The organism is Proteus sp. fly-1067, assembly GCF_040139345.1.
In the GTDB taxonomy this organism is placed as follows: Bacteria; Pseudomonadota; Gammaproteobacteria; order Enterobacterales; family Enterobacteriaceae; genus Proteus; species Proteus vulgaris_B.
Window position 1 is genome coordinate 648,220 of sequence record NZ_JBEEUL010000001.1, and the last position, 16,359, is coordinate 664,578.

The 16,359-nt window shown below is 36.6% G+C and carries 16 protein-coding genes; 11 read left to right on the top strand and 5 right to left on the bottom strand.

Going from position 1 to position 16,359, the window contains the following annotated elements; translation table 11 throughout:
- The first annotated feature begins 47 nt into the window (after positions 1–47).
- The 10 genes from ABN217_RS02980 (at position 48) to ABN217_RS03025 (ending at position 9,180) form a co-directional block, all read left to right on the top strand.
- Positions 48–899: an AraC family transcriptional regulator gene (locus ABN217_RS02980; protein WP_197269176.1), complete on the top strand. Its 852-nt coding sequence runs from the start codon at positions 48–50 to the stop codon at positions 897–899.
- Positions 900–997: 98 nt separating this feature from the next.
- Positions 998–1,711: an AzlC family ABC transporter permease gene (locus ABN217_RS02985; RefSeq protein ID WP_349459040.1), complete on the top strand. Its 714-nt coding sequence runs from the start codon at positions 998–1,000 to the stop codon at positions 1,709–1,711.
- Positions 1,708–2,022 carry an AzlD domain-containing protein gene (locus ABN217_RS02990; protein ID WP_072068130.1) on the top strand — a complete coding sequence of 105 codons (315 nt, stop codon included), beginning with the start codon at positions 1,708–1,710 and terminating at the stop codon, positions 2,020–2,022. The genes ABN217_RS02985 and ABN217_RS02990 overlap by 4 nt, the downstream gene beginning before the upstream one ends.
- Before the next feature lie 314 nt (positions 2,023–2,336).
- Complete coding sequence (locus ABN217_RS02995) at positions 2,337–3,581, top strand: PfkB family carbohydrate kinase (RefSeq protein WP_196552998.1); 1,245 nt, start codon at positions 2,337–2,339, stop codon at positions 3,579–3,581.
- Positions 3,581–4,525, top strand: coding sequence for a tripartite tricarboxylate transporter substrate binding protein (locus ABN217_RS03000; RefSeq protein WP_072068128.1), 945 nt, complete (start codon positions 3,581–3,583; stop codon positions 4,523–4,525). Before ABN217_RS02995 ends, ABN217_RS03000 begins: the two co-directional genes overlap by 1 nt.
- A 31-nt stretch (positions 4,526–4,556) precedes the next feature.
- Positions 4,557–4,994 carry a tripartite tricarboxylate transporter TctB family protein gene (locus tag ABN217_RS03005; RefSeq protein ID WP_196552999.1) on the top strand — a complete coding sequence of 146 codons (438 nt, stop codon included), beginning with the start codon at positions 4,557–4,559 and terminating at the stop codon, positions 4,992–4,994.
- 15 nt (positions 4,995–5,009) lie between these two features.
- Positions 5,010–6,500, top strand: coding sequence for a tripartite tricarboxylate transporter permease (locus tag ABN217_RS03010; protein ID WP_196553000.1), 1,491 nt, complete (start codon positions 5,010–5,012; stop codon positions 6,498–6,500).
- Between the two features lie 146 nt (positions 6,501–6,646).
- The gene (locus tag ABN217_RS03015) at positions 6,647–7,642 is read left to right on the top strand and encodes a dihydroxyacetone kinase subunit DhaK (protein ID WP_197269179.1); all 996 of its coding nucleotides are present in this window, start codon (positions 6,647–6,649) and stop codon (positions 7,640–7,642) included.
- A gap of 2 nt (positions 7,643–7,644) precedes the next feature.
- The gene (locus ABN217_RS03020; protein ID WP_340896547.1) at positions 7,645–8,250 is read left to right on the top strand and encodes a dihydroxyacetone kinase subunit L; all 606 of its coding nucleotides are present in this window, start codon (positions 7,645–7,647) and stop codon (positions 8,248–8,250) included.
- Positions 8,251–8,268: 18 nt separating this feature from the next.
- A complete protein-coding gene (locus tag ABN217_RS03025) occupies positions 8,269–9,180 on the top strand; it encodes a dihydrodipicolinate synthase family protein (protein WP_349459041.1) in 912 nt (303 codons plus the stop codon).
- A 124-nt stretch (positions 9,181–9,304) separates the two neighbouring features.
- Here ABN217_RS03025 and ABN217_RS03030 read toward each other — a convergent pair whose 3' ends face one another.
- The 4 genes from ABN217_RS03030 to ABN217_RS03045 all read right to left on the bottom strand — a co-directional run bounded on the left by ABN217_RS03030 (position 9,305) and on the right by ABN217_RS03045 (position 13,067).
- On the bottom strand, positions 9,305–10,273 hold the full coding sequence (locus ABN217_RS03030; RefSeq protein WP_349459042.1) for a threo-3-hydroxy-L-aspartate ammonia-lyase: 969 nt from the start codon (positions 10,271–10,273) through the stop codon (positions 9,305–9,307).
- Positions 10,274–10,277: 4 nt separating this feature from the next.
- A complete protein-coding gene (locus tag ABN217_RS03035; RefSeq protein ID WP_349459043.1) occupies positions 10,278–10,667 on the bottom strand; it encodes a RidA family protein in 390 nt (129 codons plus the stop codon).
- Between the two features lie 80 nt (positions 10,668–10,747).
- Positions 10,748–11,512 carry a type III secrection system effector, WxxxE family gene (locus ABN217_RS03040; RefSeq protein ID WP_196553004.1) on the bottom strand — a complete coding sequence of 255 codons (765 nt, stop codon included), beginning with the start codon at positions 11,510–11,512 and terminating at the stop codon, positions 10,748–10,750.
- 139 nt (positions 11,513–11,651) lie between these two features.
- Entirely contained in the window at positions 11,652–13,067 is a 1,416-nt protein-coding gene (locus ABN217_RS03045) for an MFS transporter (RefSeq protein ID WP_349459044.1), read from the bottom strand.
- A gap of 93 nt (positions 13,068–13,160) precedes the next feature.
- Between ABN217_RS03045 and ABN217_RS03050 the strand changes: the two genes are divergently transcribed.
- On the top strand, positions 13,161–13,811 hold the full coding sequence (locus ABN217_RS03050) for a helix-turn-helix transcriptional regulator (RefSeq protein ID WP_196553006.1): 651 nt from the start codon (positions 13,161–13,163) through the stop codon (positions 13,809–13,811).
- Positions 13,812–13,891: 80 nt separating this feature from the next.
- On the opposite strand, the gene glgP is transcribed toward ABN217_RS03050, so the two are convergent.
- A complete protein-coding gene (gene glgP / locus ABN217_RS03055; RefSeq protein WP_196553007.1) occupies positions 13,892–16,342 on the bottom strand; it encodes a glycogen/starch/alpha-glucan family phosphorylase in 2,451 nt (816 codons plus the stop codon).
- Positions 16,343–16,359 lie beyond the last annotated feature (17 nt).

The window sequence follows — 16,359 nt, forward strand, 5'->3', positions numbered from 1 at the left end:
TTATGATAAAAGCTGATTATTTTTACCGTTGATGGAGTCAATCTTTGATGCGACAAGAGCAGGCTAAACTTATTCACCTTCCTGAGCTTAATAGTCTTGCTTATCTGCAAGCCGAATATTTACATCAAACTTTTTCACGTCATACCCACGAAGGCTTTTGTATTGGTGTGATTGATGATGGCGCACAACAGTTTTATCGCACAGGAAGCGAACATATCGCTCCTAAAGGAGACATCATTATTGTTAATGCTGATGAAGTCCACACTGGCTCCTCTGCGGTTGAATCTGGTTGGGCTTATCAAGCTATTTATCCCACACCAGAATATCTGCAAACATTAACGCGTGATCTACAACAAGAGCAGGGTGCAACGCCTTGGTTTCCTGATGCTGTTATTCACGATCCGGGTTTAAGTCAGCAACTTTTATTACTTTTTTCATTACTAGAGCAGCCCAATAATTACCTTTTAAAAGAGTCTCTATTGCTTTCAACAATGGCAATGTTGATTTTGCGTTATAGCAAAACAAGAACTCAAGAAAAACCATTAAGTGCTATAGGACAACGGTTACAGTGGGTGAGTGAATTAATGAATGACACTCCTGAAAATGATTTTTCACTCAACATGTTAGCTGAAATGGTGAATTTAAGCCCATGGCATTTTTTACGTCAGTTTAAAAAAGAAATAGGCATGACACCTCATGCTTGGCTTATTCAAGCCCGAATTCGTAAAGCAAGGCAGTTACTCTCTTTAGGCCATACACTTACTGATGTAACACAACGTTGTGGTTTTTCAGATCAAAGCCATTTCCATCGCCATTTTAAAAATGCCATTGGTGTTACGCCTGGAAACTATTTAAAAGGGCTTCGGTTATCTTCTTCTCTAACTTTTCCTTTGTTGTAATAAAAAATTAAAAGAGCAATTTTATACAATCTCATTTATCTTTACTGACTGATAATCATTCTCTATAGAATTAATGTATTAGACGTGAAGACAGGTAAATGGAAAAAATCAAAAATAACACTGAAGATAAGCAAACTATGCGTGCCTTTGGTTTAGGCGCTTTGCATGTTTTGCCTTTATGCCTTGCAGTGATCCCTTGGGGAATACTCGCTGGTTCAATGGCCGTTGATGCAGGGTTAACCTTTACTCAAAGTGTCGGAATGTCTGCGATTATTTTTGCAGGTGCGGCGCAATTAGTAACATTAGGATTAGTGGTTTCTGGTGCAGGAATGCTGACCATTATTGTTTCTGTCTTTTTTATTACCGCCCAACATCTTTTATATGGTTTAACCTTACGCCCCCATGTTGCTCATTTAAAATGGTATCAACGTATTACAATAGGCTTTTTATTAACAGATGAGCTTTTTGCCGTTTCAGCACAACCTAAAGTAAAACTCACCCCCGCTTATATGATAGGTGCAGGATTATGTTTTTATTTAGCGTGGGTGGCGGTCAGTATTGTTGGTATTATTATGGCGAGCCAAGTTTCTGATTTATCTCGTTATCATCTTGATTTTTCTATTGTTGCTACGTTATTAGCTATTGTTATTCCATTGATAAAAACGTTTAGTACGTTAGTGGGCGTTATTGTCTCTTTTTGTCTCTCTATTCTTTTTAGTTGGTTAAATATAGAAGGTGGTGTAGTTATTGGTGGGCTAACAGGCATGTTTATCGCGGTTTGTGTTGCAAGAATAAGAGGAGAACAAAAATGACATGGTCGTTATTATTAATTTTGGCACTCGTCATTTTTATGTTGCGTTATTTCTTTCTTGAGCCGGCGATCCCCGTTAAATTACCATCAGTGATCAGACAAGCCCTAGGATATTCTGCACCCTGTTTATTAACTGCGATCTGTGCACCAATCGTACTGTTAGAAAAAAGCGAATTTAAAGGTATTTTAGATAATCCTTATCTTTGGGGAACCTTATTATGTGTAGGATTAGCGCTTAAAATACGCAATACATTAATGGTGGTTTTACTGACCTTGGTTGGTTTTTATCTGCTTAATGCCTTGTTAAACTAAATACCAAGGGTAATTTTATTTAACGTAATATTTACATTTAAAAATAATCATTTTTGTATTAATGTAGCTCGTTATTTTATCAGCCGTCTTTGAACGGCTGATCCTACCTCTCTTTTCTGTATTGTCATTCATTATCCGACTCGTTTCACCTCTCATTTTTAACGTATGCTAATTGATGTTGTGTTAAAAAAATGTGATCTAAATTGCTTCGATTTGGTTTTGCTTCTGCTTTTGGTTTTTTGTTTTGAATACCATCGCAGAATCACAGGCCTGATCTCCTTATTCTCGTTATCAATGATACGGAGGCACTTTATATGTTTTCAGAAGAACGGCGACAGGAAATTTACACCATCATCAGGGAACAAAAAAAAGTTAAAGTGGCTCAGCTTGCGGAAAAATTCAGTGTCACATTGGAGACTATTCGCAGTGATTTGAAATACCTTGAAGGAGAAGGGTTGATCAAACGTTGTCATGGTGGCGCCATACTAGGGAAACAAGAAATTAAAAAAATAAGTAAATTCAGTGATAGTTTTGATATTTCATGTTTATTGCACGACTTATTAATTGTTAGAGAACGTAAAGATAGAAAACCGGAAGGTAAAGTCTGTGTTTTAGGATCGTTTGTAGTGGATATTATCGCCAATGTCGAATCTTTTCCGAAAGTCGGTGAATTAGTTAATTCAAAAAGCAATTCAATAGGCCCTGGTGGTAAAGGGACAAATCAGGCAATGGCAGCAAGCTTTTCTGATGCTAAAGTCCATTTAATAACGAAAGTCGGTGAAGATCATTTTAGTAAATACGCTTATAAATATTTACAAGAAAGTGGCATTGATTCTTTCACTATTTTTCAAACAGAAACCGAGCCAACAGGCAGTTCGATTAGTTATTTAGCTGACAAAACACAAAATAATATTACAGCCACTTATTTAGGTGCAAATAACACCTTTTCTGAACAAGAAATTGATATTTCATTGCCTTATGTAAGTGAAGCCGATGTGTTATTGCTCCAAGGCGAAATTAATATAGAAGCTAATATTAAAGTCGCTTTATTTGCTAAGTCGGTTAATAAGATCATCATACTGAATGTTGCTCCTTATAACGAAAACCTAAAACAACTTTATTTATATCTTGATTTTATTACTTTAAATGCGAATCAAGCATCTCATTGGGCTGACTTTGAAATAAACGATATTAATGATGCAAAGCAGGCGATCAGTATTATTTCCGGTAACGAAAGTAAGAAAGTGATTATTTATATGGATGAGCTTGGTGTGGTTTATTTTGATGGTCGAGCCACATTTCATATTCCACCTATGCCATCGTTACGTGTGGATACGATGGCAGCAACAGATGCGTTTAATGGCGCATTTGCATCAAAGATAGCAGCAGGAGGCACGATGCATGAGAGTGTATTATTTGCCAGTGCTTTCCTCTCTGCATTTATAGAACAAAAAGGCGTAACAGCAATGCCTGTCCTTTCCCAAGTTCAGGCTCGCCTTAAATCAAGGCTTGAAGATATTCGGCCACAAATAATCTGCAATGAGAAAAGGTGCATATAATGAAAAAAACACTTCTGGCATTTACCCTATGCAGTTCCATTTTTACACTTCCGGCTTTTGCTCAATACCCTGAAAAGCCGATCACTATTGTTGTTCCTTGGGCTGCTGGCGGTAATACTGATACCGTTGCACGTCTAGCAGCAAAAGGACTACAAGAAGAGTTGGGCGTTACTGTTAATGTGGTCAACAAAACAGGTGGTAGTGGTGTTGTGGGTCATGATGCCATTAAAAATGCAAAACCTGATGGTTACACATTAGGGATTGCAACGGTTGAAATTACCATGATGCATCATCAAGGGATGACCAATTTAACTTATCAAGATTACACACCTATTACGCGTCTTGCTGTTATTTATGGTGGATTACAAGTTGGAAAATCTTCACCATTTAAAAATGCACAGGAAATTATTGATTACGCGAAAGCAAATCCAGGCAAGTTAAAAGCATCAGGTAGTGGCTTAAATTCAATTTGGCATCTAAATACTATTGGTATGTTGCGTGCCGCAGGATTACCAGATAATGCTATTCGTTTTATTCCATCTCAAGGTGCTAGTGCAGCATTACAAGAGCTTGCTTCTGGTGGTGTTGATATTGTGACATCTTCATTAGGTGAAGCCGACAGTATGGTGAAAGCGGGTTTAGTAAAACATATGGCTATTATGTCCAATGAGAAATCTGCTTTTTATCCTGATGTACCGTTATTCAAAGAAGCCACACCTTATAACTGGGATTTGCAAGCGTGGAATATGCTAGTTGCGCCCAAAGGGCTAGACAAAGAAGTACAAGATAAACTCACCGCAGCCATGAAAAAAGTATATGCCTCTGGTGAATTAGCCGAATTTGCAAATAAACAAGGCTTTGAAGTTATCGAATTATATGGCGATGATGCCACTCAATTTATGGCCAATGAAGATAAAAAGTTTGGCGAAATTATAAAGAAATAACTGAGGGAACGGCTGAATAACAGCCGTTTTTATGCCTATGGTCAATCGTCATATTCTATCGCTCATATTTTGTTGCTTTGGTTTATTCCTTATTGTTTATAGTGCATATTCATTAGGCGATTTTAGTGAATATGGTGCCGCATTTATGCCTTCTATTATTGGCGGTGGCATGATTATATTTTCATTAATAGATATTTTTTCACGTAAACAAGAAAGTGATATTCCATTAGTGACATGGCATGAAATAAAATTTGTCTTATTAATTATCAGTATTATTCTTTTTTATGTGCTGGCCTCTGATTATTTAGGGTTTATTTTAACCGGATTAATTATTACTGCACCATTAATGATGAAATATGCAACAACAAAACCTATATATAGTTTTATTATTTCAACTGGAGTGGTGTTAGGTGTGTATTACTTATTTACTGCTGTACTGTTAGTACCGCTACCTCAGCTATTTTCATAAATAGAGAAAAACAGTATGGATATATTAATTAGCGCACTTGCATATATTGATTACACAACAATTCTTGTCGTTATTGGTGCTTGTTTATTTGGCTTATTTGTTGGTGCAATTCCTGGGTTAACATCAACAATGGCTATTGCATTAATGGTGCCGTTTACTTTTTTTCTTGATCCTATTCCTGCTTTAGCCTTAATGATCTCCGTCGGAGCATCATCTATATTTGCAGGGGATATTCCCGGAGCCTTATTAAATATACCAGGGACACCTGCATCCGCAGCTTATACTAATGATGCACACTCTTTAGTAAAAGAAGGCAAAACAAATCGTGTATTGGGTATGTCATTAACGAGCTCTGTGATTGGTGGCGTAATTGGTACGATTATATTAGCCTCAACCGCACCAATATTAGCTGAGTTTGCTTTAAAATTTAGCTCTTATGAATATATGTGGTTGTCTTTAATTGGTTTAAGTTGTGCAACTATTGTTTCAGGCACTCATATTAGAAAAAGCTTATTAGCACTGTTCTTTGGTATTGCATTAGCCACCATTGGTTATGATGAGTTTACAGGTCAAGCCCGCTTTACTTTTGGTGAAGTTTCTTTAATGCAAGGAGTTAGCTTTATTCCGGCAATGATAGGACTATTTGCTATTTCTGGTGCTATTAAATATTACGTTGAACGTTGGAAAGAAAAGCAAATTACATTAACAGAAATGAATGTGGAAAATAATTCTTACAACATCTTTAAAGGTGTGGGGAGTGTTGTTCGCCAACGTAAGGGCGGTATTTTCCGTAGCGGAATAATAGGGACATTAATTGGTGCTTTACCCGGTGCAGGAGCCGATATTGCAGCATGGATCTCTTATGCAGTTTCAAAGAAACTATCTAAAAAACCAGAGAAATATGGTCATGGTTCTGAGGAAGGTATTGTTGATGCTTCAGCGAGTAATAATGCAAGCTTAGCCGGAAGTTGGATCCCATCTCTAGTTTTTGGTATCCCAGGTGATTCTGCTGCGGCAATTATTATTGGTGTACTGTATATGAAAGATATGCAACCGGGGCCAACGCTGTTCTTATTTAATCCCGATAAATTATATGCTGTCTTTATTATCTTTTTTATTGCTAATCTTATTTTACTGCCGATTGCTTTTATTGTTGTCAATTTATTGAAAAAGATTGTTGCTATTGACAATGCGATTATTTACCCAGCAATCATTCTATTTAGTATCGTTGGTTCATATGCAATTACAAATACGATGTCCTCTATTGTGGTTATGTTAGTTATGGGCGTTATCGGCTATTTTCTTCAAGAACGAAAGTTCCCGATATCACCGATTATTTTGGGCATGATATTAGGCCCTATGTTAGAAAAGAATTTACTTTCATCATTAATGAAATCTGATGGTGATTTAATTAGTTTTGTTAACAGACCTATTTCGATGGTATTAGCAAGTGTATTTCTACTTATTGTAGTAATGCAAATTAGAGGTGCATTTAAAGCTAGATAAATAACCCATTTATTACTCATTATTTATTACTAAAAATTCAATCATAGAGAGATACTTTTTTAGTATCAGGGAAAACAAACCTTAAATAAATTAGTTTATTTAAGGTGTCAAAAATCAGCAGATAAATAAAAATATCGGGTGATCACATGAAAAAAATATTAAATAAGCCAGAAAATTATGTCGATGAAACATTAGCAGGTTTATGCCTTGCGCATAGCCATATTTATCGTCAGCCACAGCCAAGATTGATTGCTCGTTCAAAAAAAACAGATAAGCCGAAAGTTGGCATTGTAACCGGCGGAGGCTCTGGTCATTTACCTGTATTTACCGGATATGTCGGTGAGGGGCTACTCGATGCCGCCGCTGTAGGTGATGTTTTTGCTTCACCTTCAGCAGATTTAATGGCAGATGCTATTCGTGAGGCCAACAACGGGTTAGGCGTATTGCTACTTTATGGCAACTACGGTGGCGATATTATGAATTTTGATATGGCGACTGAAACAGTTGATTTTGAAGACGATATTCGTTGCACAACGGTATTAGCTGCGGATGATGTCGCTTCAGCAAAACCAGAGGAAGCGCATAAACGCCGTGGTGTAGCTGGGATGATTTATGGTTTTAAAATGGCGGGCGCCAAAGCAGAAGAAGGTGCATCACTTGATGAAGTGACACGTATTGCTCAAAAAACCATGGAAAATACCCGAACAATTGGTTGTGCGTTAACATCTTGCACCTTACCCGCAGTAGGTCATCCTACCTTTGAAATTGGTGAAGATGAGATGGAAATGGGGATGGGCATTCACGGAGAGCCGGGAATTTGGCGTGATAAATTACGCAGTGCAGATGATATTGCACAAGAGATGTTTGAGCGTCTACAAGCAGAATTATCATTAAAAACAGGAGATAAAGTCTCTGTATTAGTTAACTCTTTAGGCGCAACACCATTAGAAGAGCTTTATATTCTGTATAACAAAATTGCACAACTGATTAATAAAACAGGTGCGACTATTGTGCACCCATTGGTCGGCCGTTATGCCACATCTATGGAAATGACAGGAGCAAGCTTAACATTGTGCAAGTTAGATGATGAGCTAGAAGCCTTGATGAATGCACCTGCTCATTGTGCATTCTGGAGAGTATAACGATGAATATTACACTTGAAATGCTCAAGCAAGCGGTTGTGCGTATCGCCATCGCTTGTGAGCAATCTCAATCTATGCTTTGTGAAGCAGATAGCCGCCTTGGTGATGGTGATTTAGGGATCACCATGCAAAAAGGATGGCGTCAAATTTCAGATGATGCACAAGATTGGCCTGATGATTTAAGTAAATCACTTTTTCAATGCAGTAAATCATTACAAAAAGCCTGCGCTTCTTCTTTTGGTACATTGCAAGCAACCGCTTTTATGGCAATGGCGAAATATTGCAAAGAAAATCAACTGCAAGAAATAGCCCCCGCCGATATTTCACCACTTTTAACTGTTGCATATCAAAGCATGATGGCAAGAGGAAAAGGGGAGTTAGGGCAAAAATCGGTGCTTGATATCATTTACCAATTATCTGAAGCGCTAAAACCCGTTTTATCTCGATCGGAATTAAAAGCGGTAGCTTTACAGAGTATTGATAATACGCTTAATGAATTTCGTCAAAAACCTAATTTATTAGGTCGAGCGCGTATGTTCCCAGAAAAATCTATTGGTTTAGATGATCCTGGCATGTTGGCAATTAAAGTTATTGTTAAAGCAATCTGATTTAATAAAGGTCTTAATATGAAAAAATTATTTGGCGTTACAGTGGCAATGGTTACTCCGTTTGATTCGAACGATCAAGTGGATACTAATGCGTTATCTACATTAACTGATATGTTAGTCACTCAAGGTGTTGATTGCCTCTATCCTTGTGGCACTACGGGAGAGATGCTACGTTTATCAGCATCAGAGCGTAAAAATGTTGCAAAAACCGTTGTCGAAACAGCCAATAAACGCTTACCTGTTTTTATTCATGTTGGTGCAATGACATTAGCCGAAACCATTGAATTAGCGAAACATGCCGTTGAAATTGGAGCTGATGGTATTGGTGTGGTGACACCACAATTTTTTGGTGCGACAGACAGAGAATTAGAAAACTATTTTGTAACAGTGGCAAACAGTGTGCCGGATAATTTCCCTGTTTATTTGTATAATATTCCACAATGTGCGGCAAATAATATCAAGCCTGAGTTAGCTGCAAAAGTACAACAACAGTGTAAAAATGTAATTGGGATTAAATACAGTTTTGCTGATAACAATACAACATTAAGTTACCTTGCTGTAGCCGATAATTTTTCAGTGCTTCATGGCTACGATAAATTATTCCTAGGTCTGTTAGATGCAGGTTGTGATGGTACCGTTTCAGGTTGTGCTTGTGTATTCCCTGAGCCATTTGTGAATATGTATAAAGCCTATATTGCAGGTAATCATCAAGAAGCAAAACACTGGCAACAATTTTGTGTAAAATTTAGTGATGCACTTAAATCAGGTGCAAATATGGCAATATTTAAATCAGCATTAACCATGCGTGGTTTAGACGGCGGTCATATGCGTTTGCCACAACTCGATTTATTGCCTGAAGAAAATCAACAATTAAAAGAGAATTTAACGAAGTTGTGTAAAGAAGCAGGGATCACTTTTTCACTTAATTAAAAGAGACTAAGCAGAAAACACTTTCGTTATTTTAATTGAGTAGCAATATATTCATGATTTTAAGCAGTATGAAAAACAATCCATACTGCTTTTTTTATGGTTAATCACATCTTTTTATTGATTTTTATTGTGCTAAAAAATGACCATATTGTGCGATATCAACATTACCACCGCTGATTATAATACCGATTTTCTTACCTTTTAATTTATCACCAAATTGACGAGCTGCCGCCAAACTTAAGCAACCAGTTGGCTCTACAATAATCTTCATTCGCTGGGCATAAAACTGTATGGTGGAAATTAATTCTTCATCTGTTGCAGTTAAAATATCATCCACATTGTTACGAATAATCTCAAAGGTATAATTGCCTAGATGCTGTGTTTGTGCGCCATCTGCAATTGTTTTTGGGGTATCAATATGCGTGATTTCGCCTTTACGTAATGATTGTTGTCCATCATTGCCCGTTAAAGGCTCAACACCGTATATTTTACATTGCGGTGAAAGGGCTTTGGTTGATAATAAAGAGCCAGAAAGTAAACCACCACCACCTAATGGAACAAATAGCATATCTAATTCACCAACTTCATCGAACAACTCTTTTGCAGCAGTACCTTGGCCCGCAATAATATGAGGATGATCGTAAGGTGGAATTAACGTTAATCCTTCTTTTTGTGCTAGTTGTTGGCCAATTTTTTCACGATCTTCTGTATAACGGTTATAGGTGATCACACGGCCACCATAGCCTTTTGTCGCGTCCATTTTAGCCTTTGGTGCATCGTCAGGCATGATAATTGTTGCAGGAATACCTAATAGTTTTGCTGATAAAGCAATAGCTTGTGCATGATTACCTGATGAGAAAGTCACGACACCCATTTTACGTTGTTCTGTGGTAAATTGTGATAACGCATTTATTGCACCTCGAAATTTAAATGCTCCCATACGCTGAAAGTTTTCACACTTAAAATAAAACTGTGCCCCTGTTAGCTCATTAATCGTACGAGAGGTTAAAACAGGTGTTTTATTAAGATAAGGCAGAATGCGTTGATGAGCTTCAGTAACATCTTTATAAGTAGGAGTAGGTAACTTATTCATAAGATTATTCCTTTATAACAACAGCTTCAATTTCAATTTTGCTTCCAAAATGCAGTTCTTTTACACCTGCGACTAATCTTGCTGCTCTGTGTTCACCAATCCATTTTGCATATAGCTCATTAACGATAGGCCACTCATTAATATCTGTCACATAGACTTTGACTTGAGCAATATCGGTTTTTTTTGCATTTATTCCGAGAAGACAAGCATTTAAATTTTCAAGTACTTGTGTGATTTGAACTTCAACAGGTTTATCCACTAATGGGTTGCCTTGTTTATCCAAGGGTAATAGCCCAGAAACAAACGACATTTTATTTGCAGTAACAACGTGAGAATAATGCCCACCAGGGGATGAGAGGGCATCGATATTTTGTAGTGTAAGATGTGAGGACATTGTGGTTTCCTATTTCACTTAAGTTAGACAAAATGTATACTCAGTTATACACAACGTCTAATCCAAGATCAATAGTTTACTTAATCAAAAAATGCTAGAGTATATTTCGAATAAAGCGGAGGATGAGTTAATTTATTTTCAGAAGTACCAAATTTTCTTTGTGCTACTTCTTTAATCGCATCTTTTATTTTAGAAAAATCAACTTTGTTTTCATTACCGGATAAAAAATTGTAGATATTTTCAGCCAATAAACAATAAACTTCGTATTTTAAATGTGAATTATCAGAAATTCCCAAGTCATCTATTGCTTTTACGACTTCAGGGATATCTTGCAAATTCTGGATCATTGTACTTTGAGCTGCATTCTTATTTAAACCTAACTTAAATTTATTAGAGATTAAAAAAAATAAAGTTTGTTTATCATTCGGTTTCAGGGAAATTTCTTCATCAATATATAAATTGTCAATTGTCCGATGAATTATTGAAGAAGGGAGAACTTCCTTTTCATCTTCCCACCACTCTAAAATAGCACTATCTATTACTTTATAAGCATTATTTAAAAACTCCATTGATTTTTCTTTATTCTTTATATCAACCCTATAAGAAGATATTTTTTTTGATGTATAAAGCTCTCGTATTTTTGATATTAACTCTTTACTGAGTTTTGCAACATCAACGGTAATCTCTTTCCTTTTATCACAATTACCTATGGAGATATCTAAATAGGTATTTTTAATATTTTTGATATTATTTAAAAAAATCCCATAAGTGTTTAATGGTTCTTTATTAACAACTGTATTCTGATCATTATTTACAATTGAAATTTTCGATAAAATGCTTTTCATAAGAATTCCTTTTGTCATTAAAAGGAATTTTGACAGAATAAAAAATAAGTTCTTTCATAAATGAAACCGATAACTTTACTAAAAAAGAGGTGAAAACATATCACCTCTTTTGTTTCTTATATGACATTAAAAATAAGGTTTAATAAGAACAACGTGTTATTTTCCATGCTGTATAAATCGCTATTAATGGTGCAAATGCTAAAAATAAGAATAGGGCAGATGCAGAAGAAGAGAACCCTTCAGGGGTACCACTATTAAAGCCATTTAAGTTAACTATCATACCCGCAAGTGCAGAGCCTAGCGCGGTTGCAAATAATTGTACGGTTGTAATAGAGGCACCTGCAATATCTTTATCTTGTTCTGATGCGGCTTGCAATATACGTGTTAATAGGTGTGGCCAACCAAAACCAATGCCATATCCCACTAAGAACAAAGCGAATAATATAATAGAAAGACTAACCGCATTTTCTGATTGCAGTAGTGGGTTTGGAATAACAAAAGCCAACACAAGCAAGCCAATAAAAACGATAATAGGGCCACTTAAAATACTAAAACGCATTTTAGCACCTTGCCAACTTGCGCTAATCACTTCAGCAACTGTCCAGCCTAATGCCATTAATGCACTCATGTAACCTGAAGCTAAAGGTGTTTGCATATGTAAGCTTTGTAGATAATAAGGGACAAAAATCTCACATGTCATGCCAATGGCTAATAACGAAATAGTCAGATATAAAAGTGCATGTAAAGAAAGACCTTTAAAGGTATTTGAGGGTAATAACCGAACAGAAAGGTGTTTCTCACAAAAAATAAGCATGCCAATTAAACCAAATACCACCACAATACTGAGTAAGTTGATGATGAGTGAAGAAGAAAGGCTACCAGATGAAATAAGCAGAACGGCAGCTGTTAAAATTATTAGCTGAAGATAAGGCAGGCTTTGTGATGATGATTTTGAAGCGTTATTGTCATTTTTTGGTAAGATAAGCCACAGATAAATACCATAAAAAAGCATGATAGGTAACATAATACCAAAGGCATAACGCCAAGCATCTAATTGAGCAAAAATTCCACCAATAGCTGGGCCAATTAATGTAGCAACACCCCACATTCCGGAAATTAAAGCCATTGCTCTTGGCCATAATGCTTGATCATAAACGATATTTACCATGGCGTAGGAAAGCGCAAATAAAAGCCCTCCACCAAGGCCTTGAATAAATCGGCCAATTAGCATGACTTCCATTTTAGGTGCAATTGCACACAATAAACTGCCAATAAAAAAAAGCACCGTTGCTATCAGATAAGCACCTTTAGCACCTAATAAACTTAATAAGCGTGCAGATAATACTGAACCAATAATAGAGGCGGCAACAAATAGCGTGGTGTTCCATGCATATAATCCCATTCCGCCAATATCGGTTACAACTGAGGGTAAAATCGTGGTCGCCATTAAAATATTAATTGCGTGGATCACGACACCAAAAGAAAGTGCAAATGAAATTGCCCCATTTCTCCCTGAGAAAAGATCACGCCATTGGCTATTGTTATCTGGGATCATTAGAAAAAATATCCTTCTTTTATTGCTATTACGACATAGCTTCGTTAAATTACCAAGGTAAAACTTGGATTAATAAATACTGAGACGTCTAATATGTCAAGAAAAAACTTGGAATATAATTATCCTGCGCAACGTAGTGTTGGCGATAAAATTCTATTTTTAATTAAAAAACATGGGCCAATGCAAGCAAATGACGTTGGTCAACGTCTTGGTACAAGTAGCGAAGCGGCAAGGCAACAATTTGTCAAGCTTGCCAGCGCAGGATTGGTTGAAGCAATAACTGAGCCAAGAGGGGTTGGACGACCTATTCAATATTGGCACTTAACAGAATTAGGGCAAAAACAATTTCCAGATACTCATGCTGAATTAACAGCACAAATTTTGATGACTATTCGTGAAGAATTGGGTGAAGATGCAATTGAGAAAATTATTCTTGCACGAAAAAAGCAGAGTTATGAACGCTATACTCAAGCAATAAAAGAAGCCGATGAACTAACGGAACGCTTAGATATTTTAGCCTCTTTGCGTAGTCAAGAAGGCTATATGGCACATTGGGAGCAAGTAAAAGATAACGAATACCTATTTATTGAAGATCATTGCCCAATATGTGCAGCAGCTAAAGTTTGCCAAGGTTTTTGTAATACAGAAAAAGAGCTATTTTCTGAAACACTAGGAGTAGAACTACAACGTGTTGAATATATCTTAGAAGGCGCAAGACGTTGTGCCTACCGTATTAAAATCTAACTTTATTAAGCCTTAAATAAAAGCAAAAACCGCGCAATAAAGCGCGGTTACGTTCTGTCCTTAGAAAATTAGCTTAGTTTTTACAATGTAATCGCAGAAGCTTTCCAAATTCTTTGCATATATTCAGTTACCGCGCGATCCGCAGAAAAATAACCCATTTGGCAGATATTTAATGCGGATTTTTTCAACCACGCGTCTTCATCTTGATAGAGAATATCAACACTATCTTGAGTATCAACATAGCTACGATAATCGGCTAATACCTGATAATGATCGCCAAACTCAATTAAGCTATCGAAAATTGATTTATATCTATCAGGGTAAGTTGGATTAAAGAAGCCATTAGCGATTTGATTGAGCGCTGTATGTAGCTCAACATCTTCATCGTAATAGCGACGTGGAGAATAACGCTGTCTTAACTCAGCGACTTCTTGTGCGTTATGACCAAAGATAAACATATTTTCAAAACCAACATGCTCACCAATTTCAATATTAGCACCATCCAGAGTTCCGATAGTTAGTGCACCATTTAACGCAAATTTCATATTACCTGTACCAGAAGCTTCTGTACCGGCTAAAGATATTTGCTCAGATAAATCCGCAGCAGGAATAATATGTTGCGCTAAGCTCACGCCATAATTAGGAATAAAGATCACTTTCAATTTATCATTAATGCGCTCATCATTATTAATCTTTGCTGCAATATCGTTGATAAGATTGATAATTTTTTTAGCATTATAATAAGCGGAGGCTGCTTTACCACCAAAAATAAACACACGAGGAACCCAGTTTTTTTCTGGATTTTGTAAAATGCGATTATAGCGCGTGATAATCCCTAACACATTGAGAAGTTGACGTTTATATTCATGAATACGTTTAATTTGAACATCAAATAACGCATCAGGATTAATTGTGATATTTAAGTCTTGCTGAATAATGTTAGCTAAATTTTGTTTATTCAGCCGCTTTGAGTCTCTTAATTGGTGTAAGAAATTTTTGTCTTTCACCAGTGGCATTAATTCACCTAATTGCTCTAAATTGGTTCGCCAATTAGTTCCAATCTGCTTATCAATCACTTGAGAAAGAGAAGGGTTAGCTAATGCCAGCCAGCGACGTGGTGTAATACCATTGGTAATATTGCAGAATTTCTTGGGATAAATCATCGCAAAATCGGCAAATAAGGATTGCACCATTAATTGGCTATGGAGTTCAGAAACCCCATTAACTTGCTGGCTAATAATTACCGCAAGCCAAGCCATACGGACATTGCGACCATTTTCTTCATCAATAATAGAAACGCGACGTAATAAGTCGTTATCATTAGGATATTGTTCTCTAACTTGCTTTAAGAATTTATCATTGATTTGGAAAATAATTTGTAAATGGCGAGGAAGTGAGCGTCCTATCATATCAACAGGCCATGTTTCTAATGCTTCCCCCATTAACGTATGATTGGTGTATGAGAATATACAGATTGTTTGTTCCCATGCTTCATCCCAGCTAAATCCATGATTATCAATTAGCTGACGCATTAACTCAGGAATGGCAAGAACAGGGTGAGTATCATTAAGATGAATTGCAATAAAATCTTTTAGATTATCAAAGCGTTGATGCAGATGATAATGGCGTTGCAAAATATCTTGAACAGAAGCACTTACTAAGAAATATTCTTGTTGTAAACGCAACATTTTACCTGATGTTGTTGAATCATCAGGGTAGAGAATACGAGAGATATTTTCAGAGCGATCTTTTGCTTCTGTTGCCTCTAGGTATTCACCTTTATTAAATTTACCTAAGTTAAACGCCACATTTGATTTAGCTGACCATAAACGAATGGTATCTGTCGCTTGTGTGTTATAACCCGGAACAATAGAATCATAAGGTTGTGCCATCACATTGAAGGTATCAACCCAATAATTTTTCTCGCCTTCTTGCTGTAAACGCCCGCCAAAATCTACTTCAAATTGCAAATCATGACGAGGAAATTCCCAAGGATTACCTTTTTCAAGCCAGTTATCCGCAACTTCATGTTGTTCGCCATTTTGAATTTGTTGGCGGAACATTCCGTATTCATAACGGATGCCATAACCTGTAACGGGATAACCTAATGTGGCACAAGAATCAAGGAAGCAAGCAGCCAAACGGCCTAAACCACCATTACCTAAACCAGGATCTGGCTCAAGTTCGATTTGTTTTTCAAGATCAAGACCTAACTCTTTTAATGCCTCTTTAACTTCGTGATAAACACCTAAAGAGAGCATGGCATTGGTTAAAAAACGCCCCATAAGAAATTCCATCGAAATGTAATAAACCTGTTTTACTTTCGGTGAAAGCTCCGCTTTGGTTGATTTTAACCAGCGTTCAACTAAACGGTCTCTAATGGCGTAAGAGGTTGCATTTAACCAATCTGTTGGTGTGGCGTATTTAGGGAAAGTACCAACAATAAACATTAGTTTATAAACAATAGAACGCTTTAACGATTCAACATCCTTATCTGGTGATAAATAATCAAATTCACATAACTTTTTCATTATAAATCTCTTTTGGT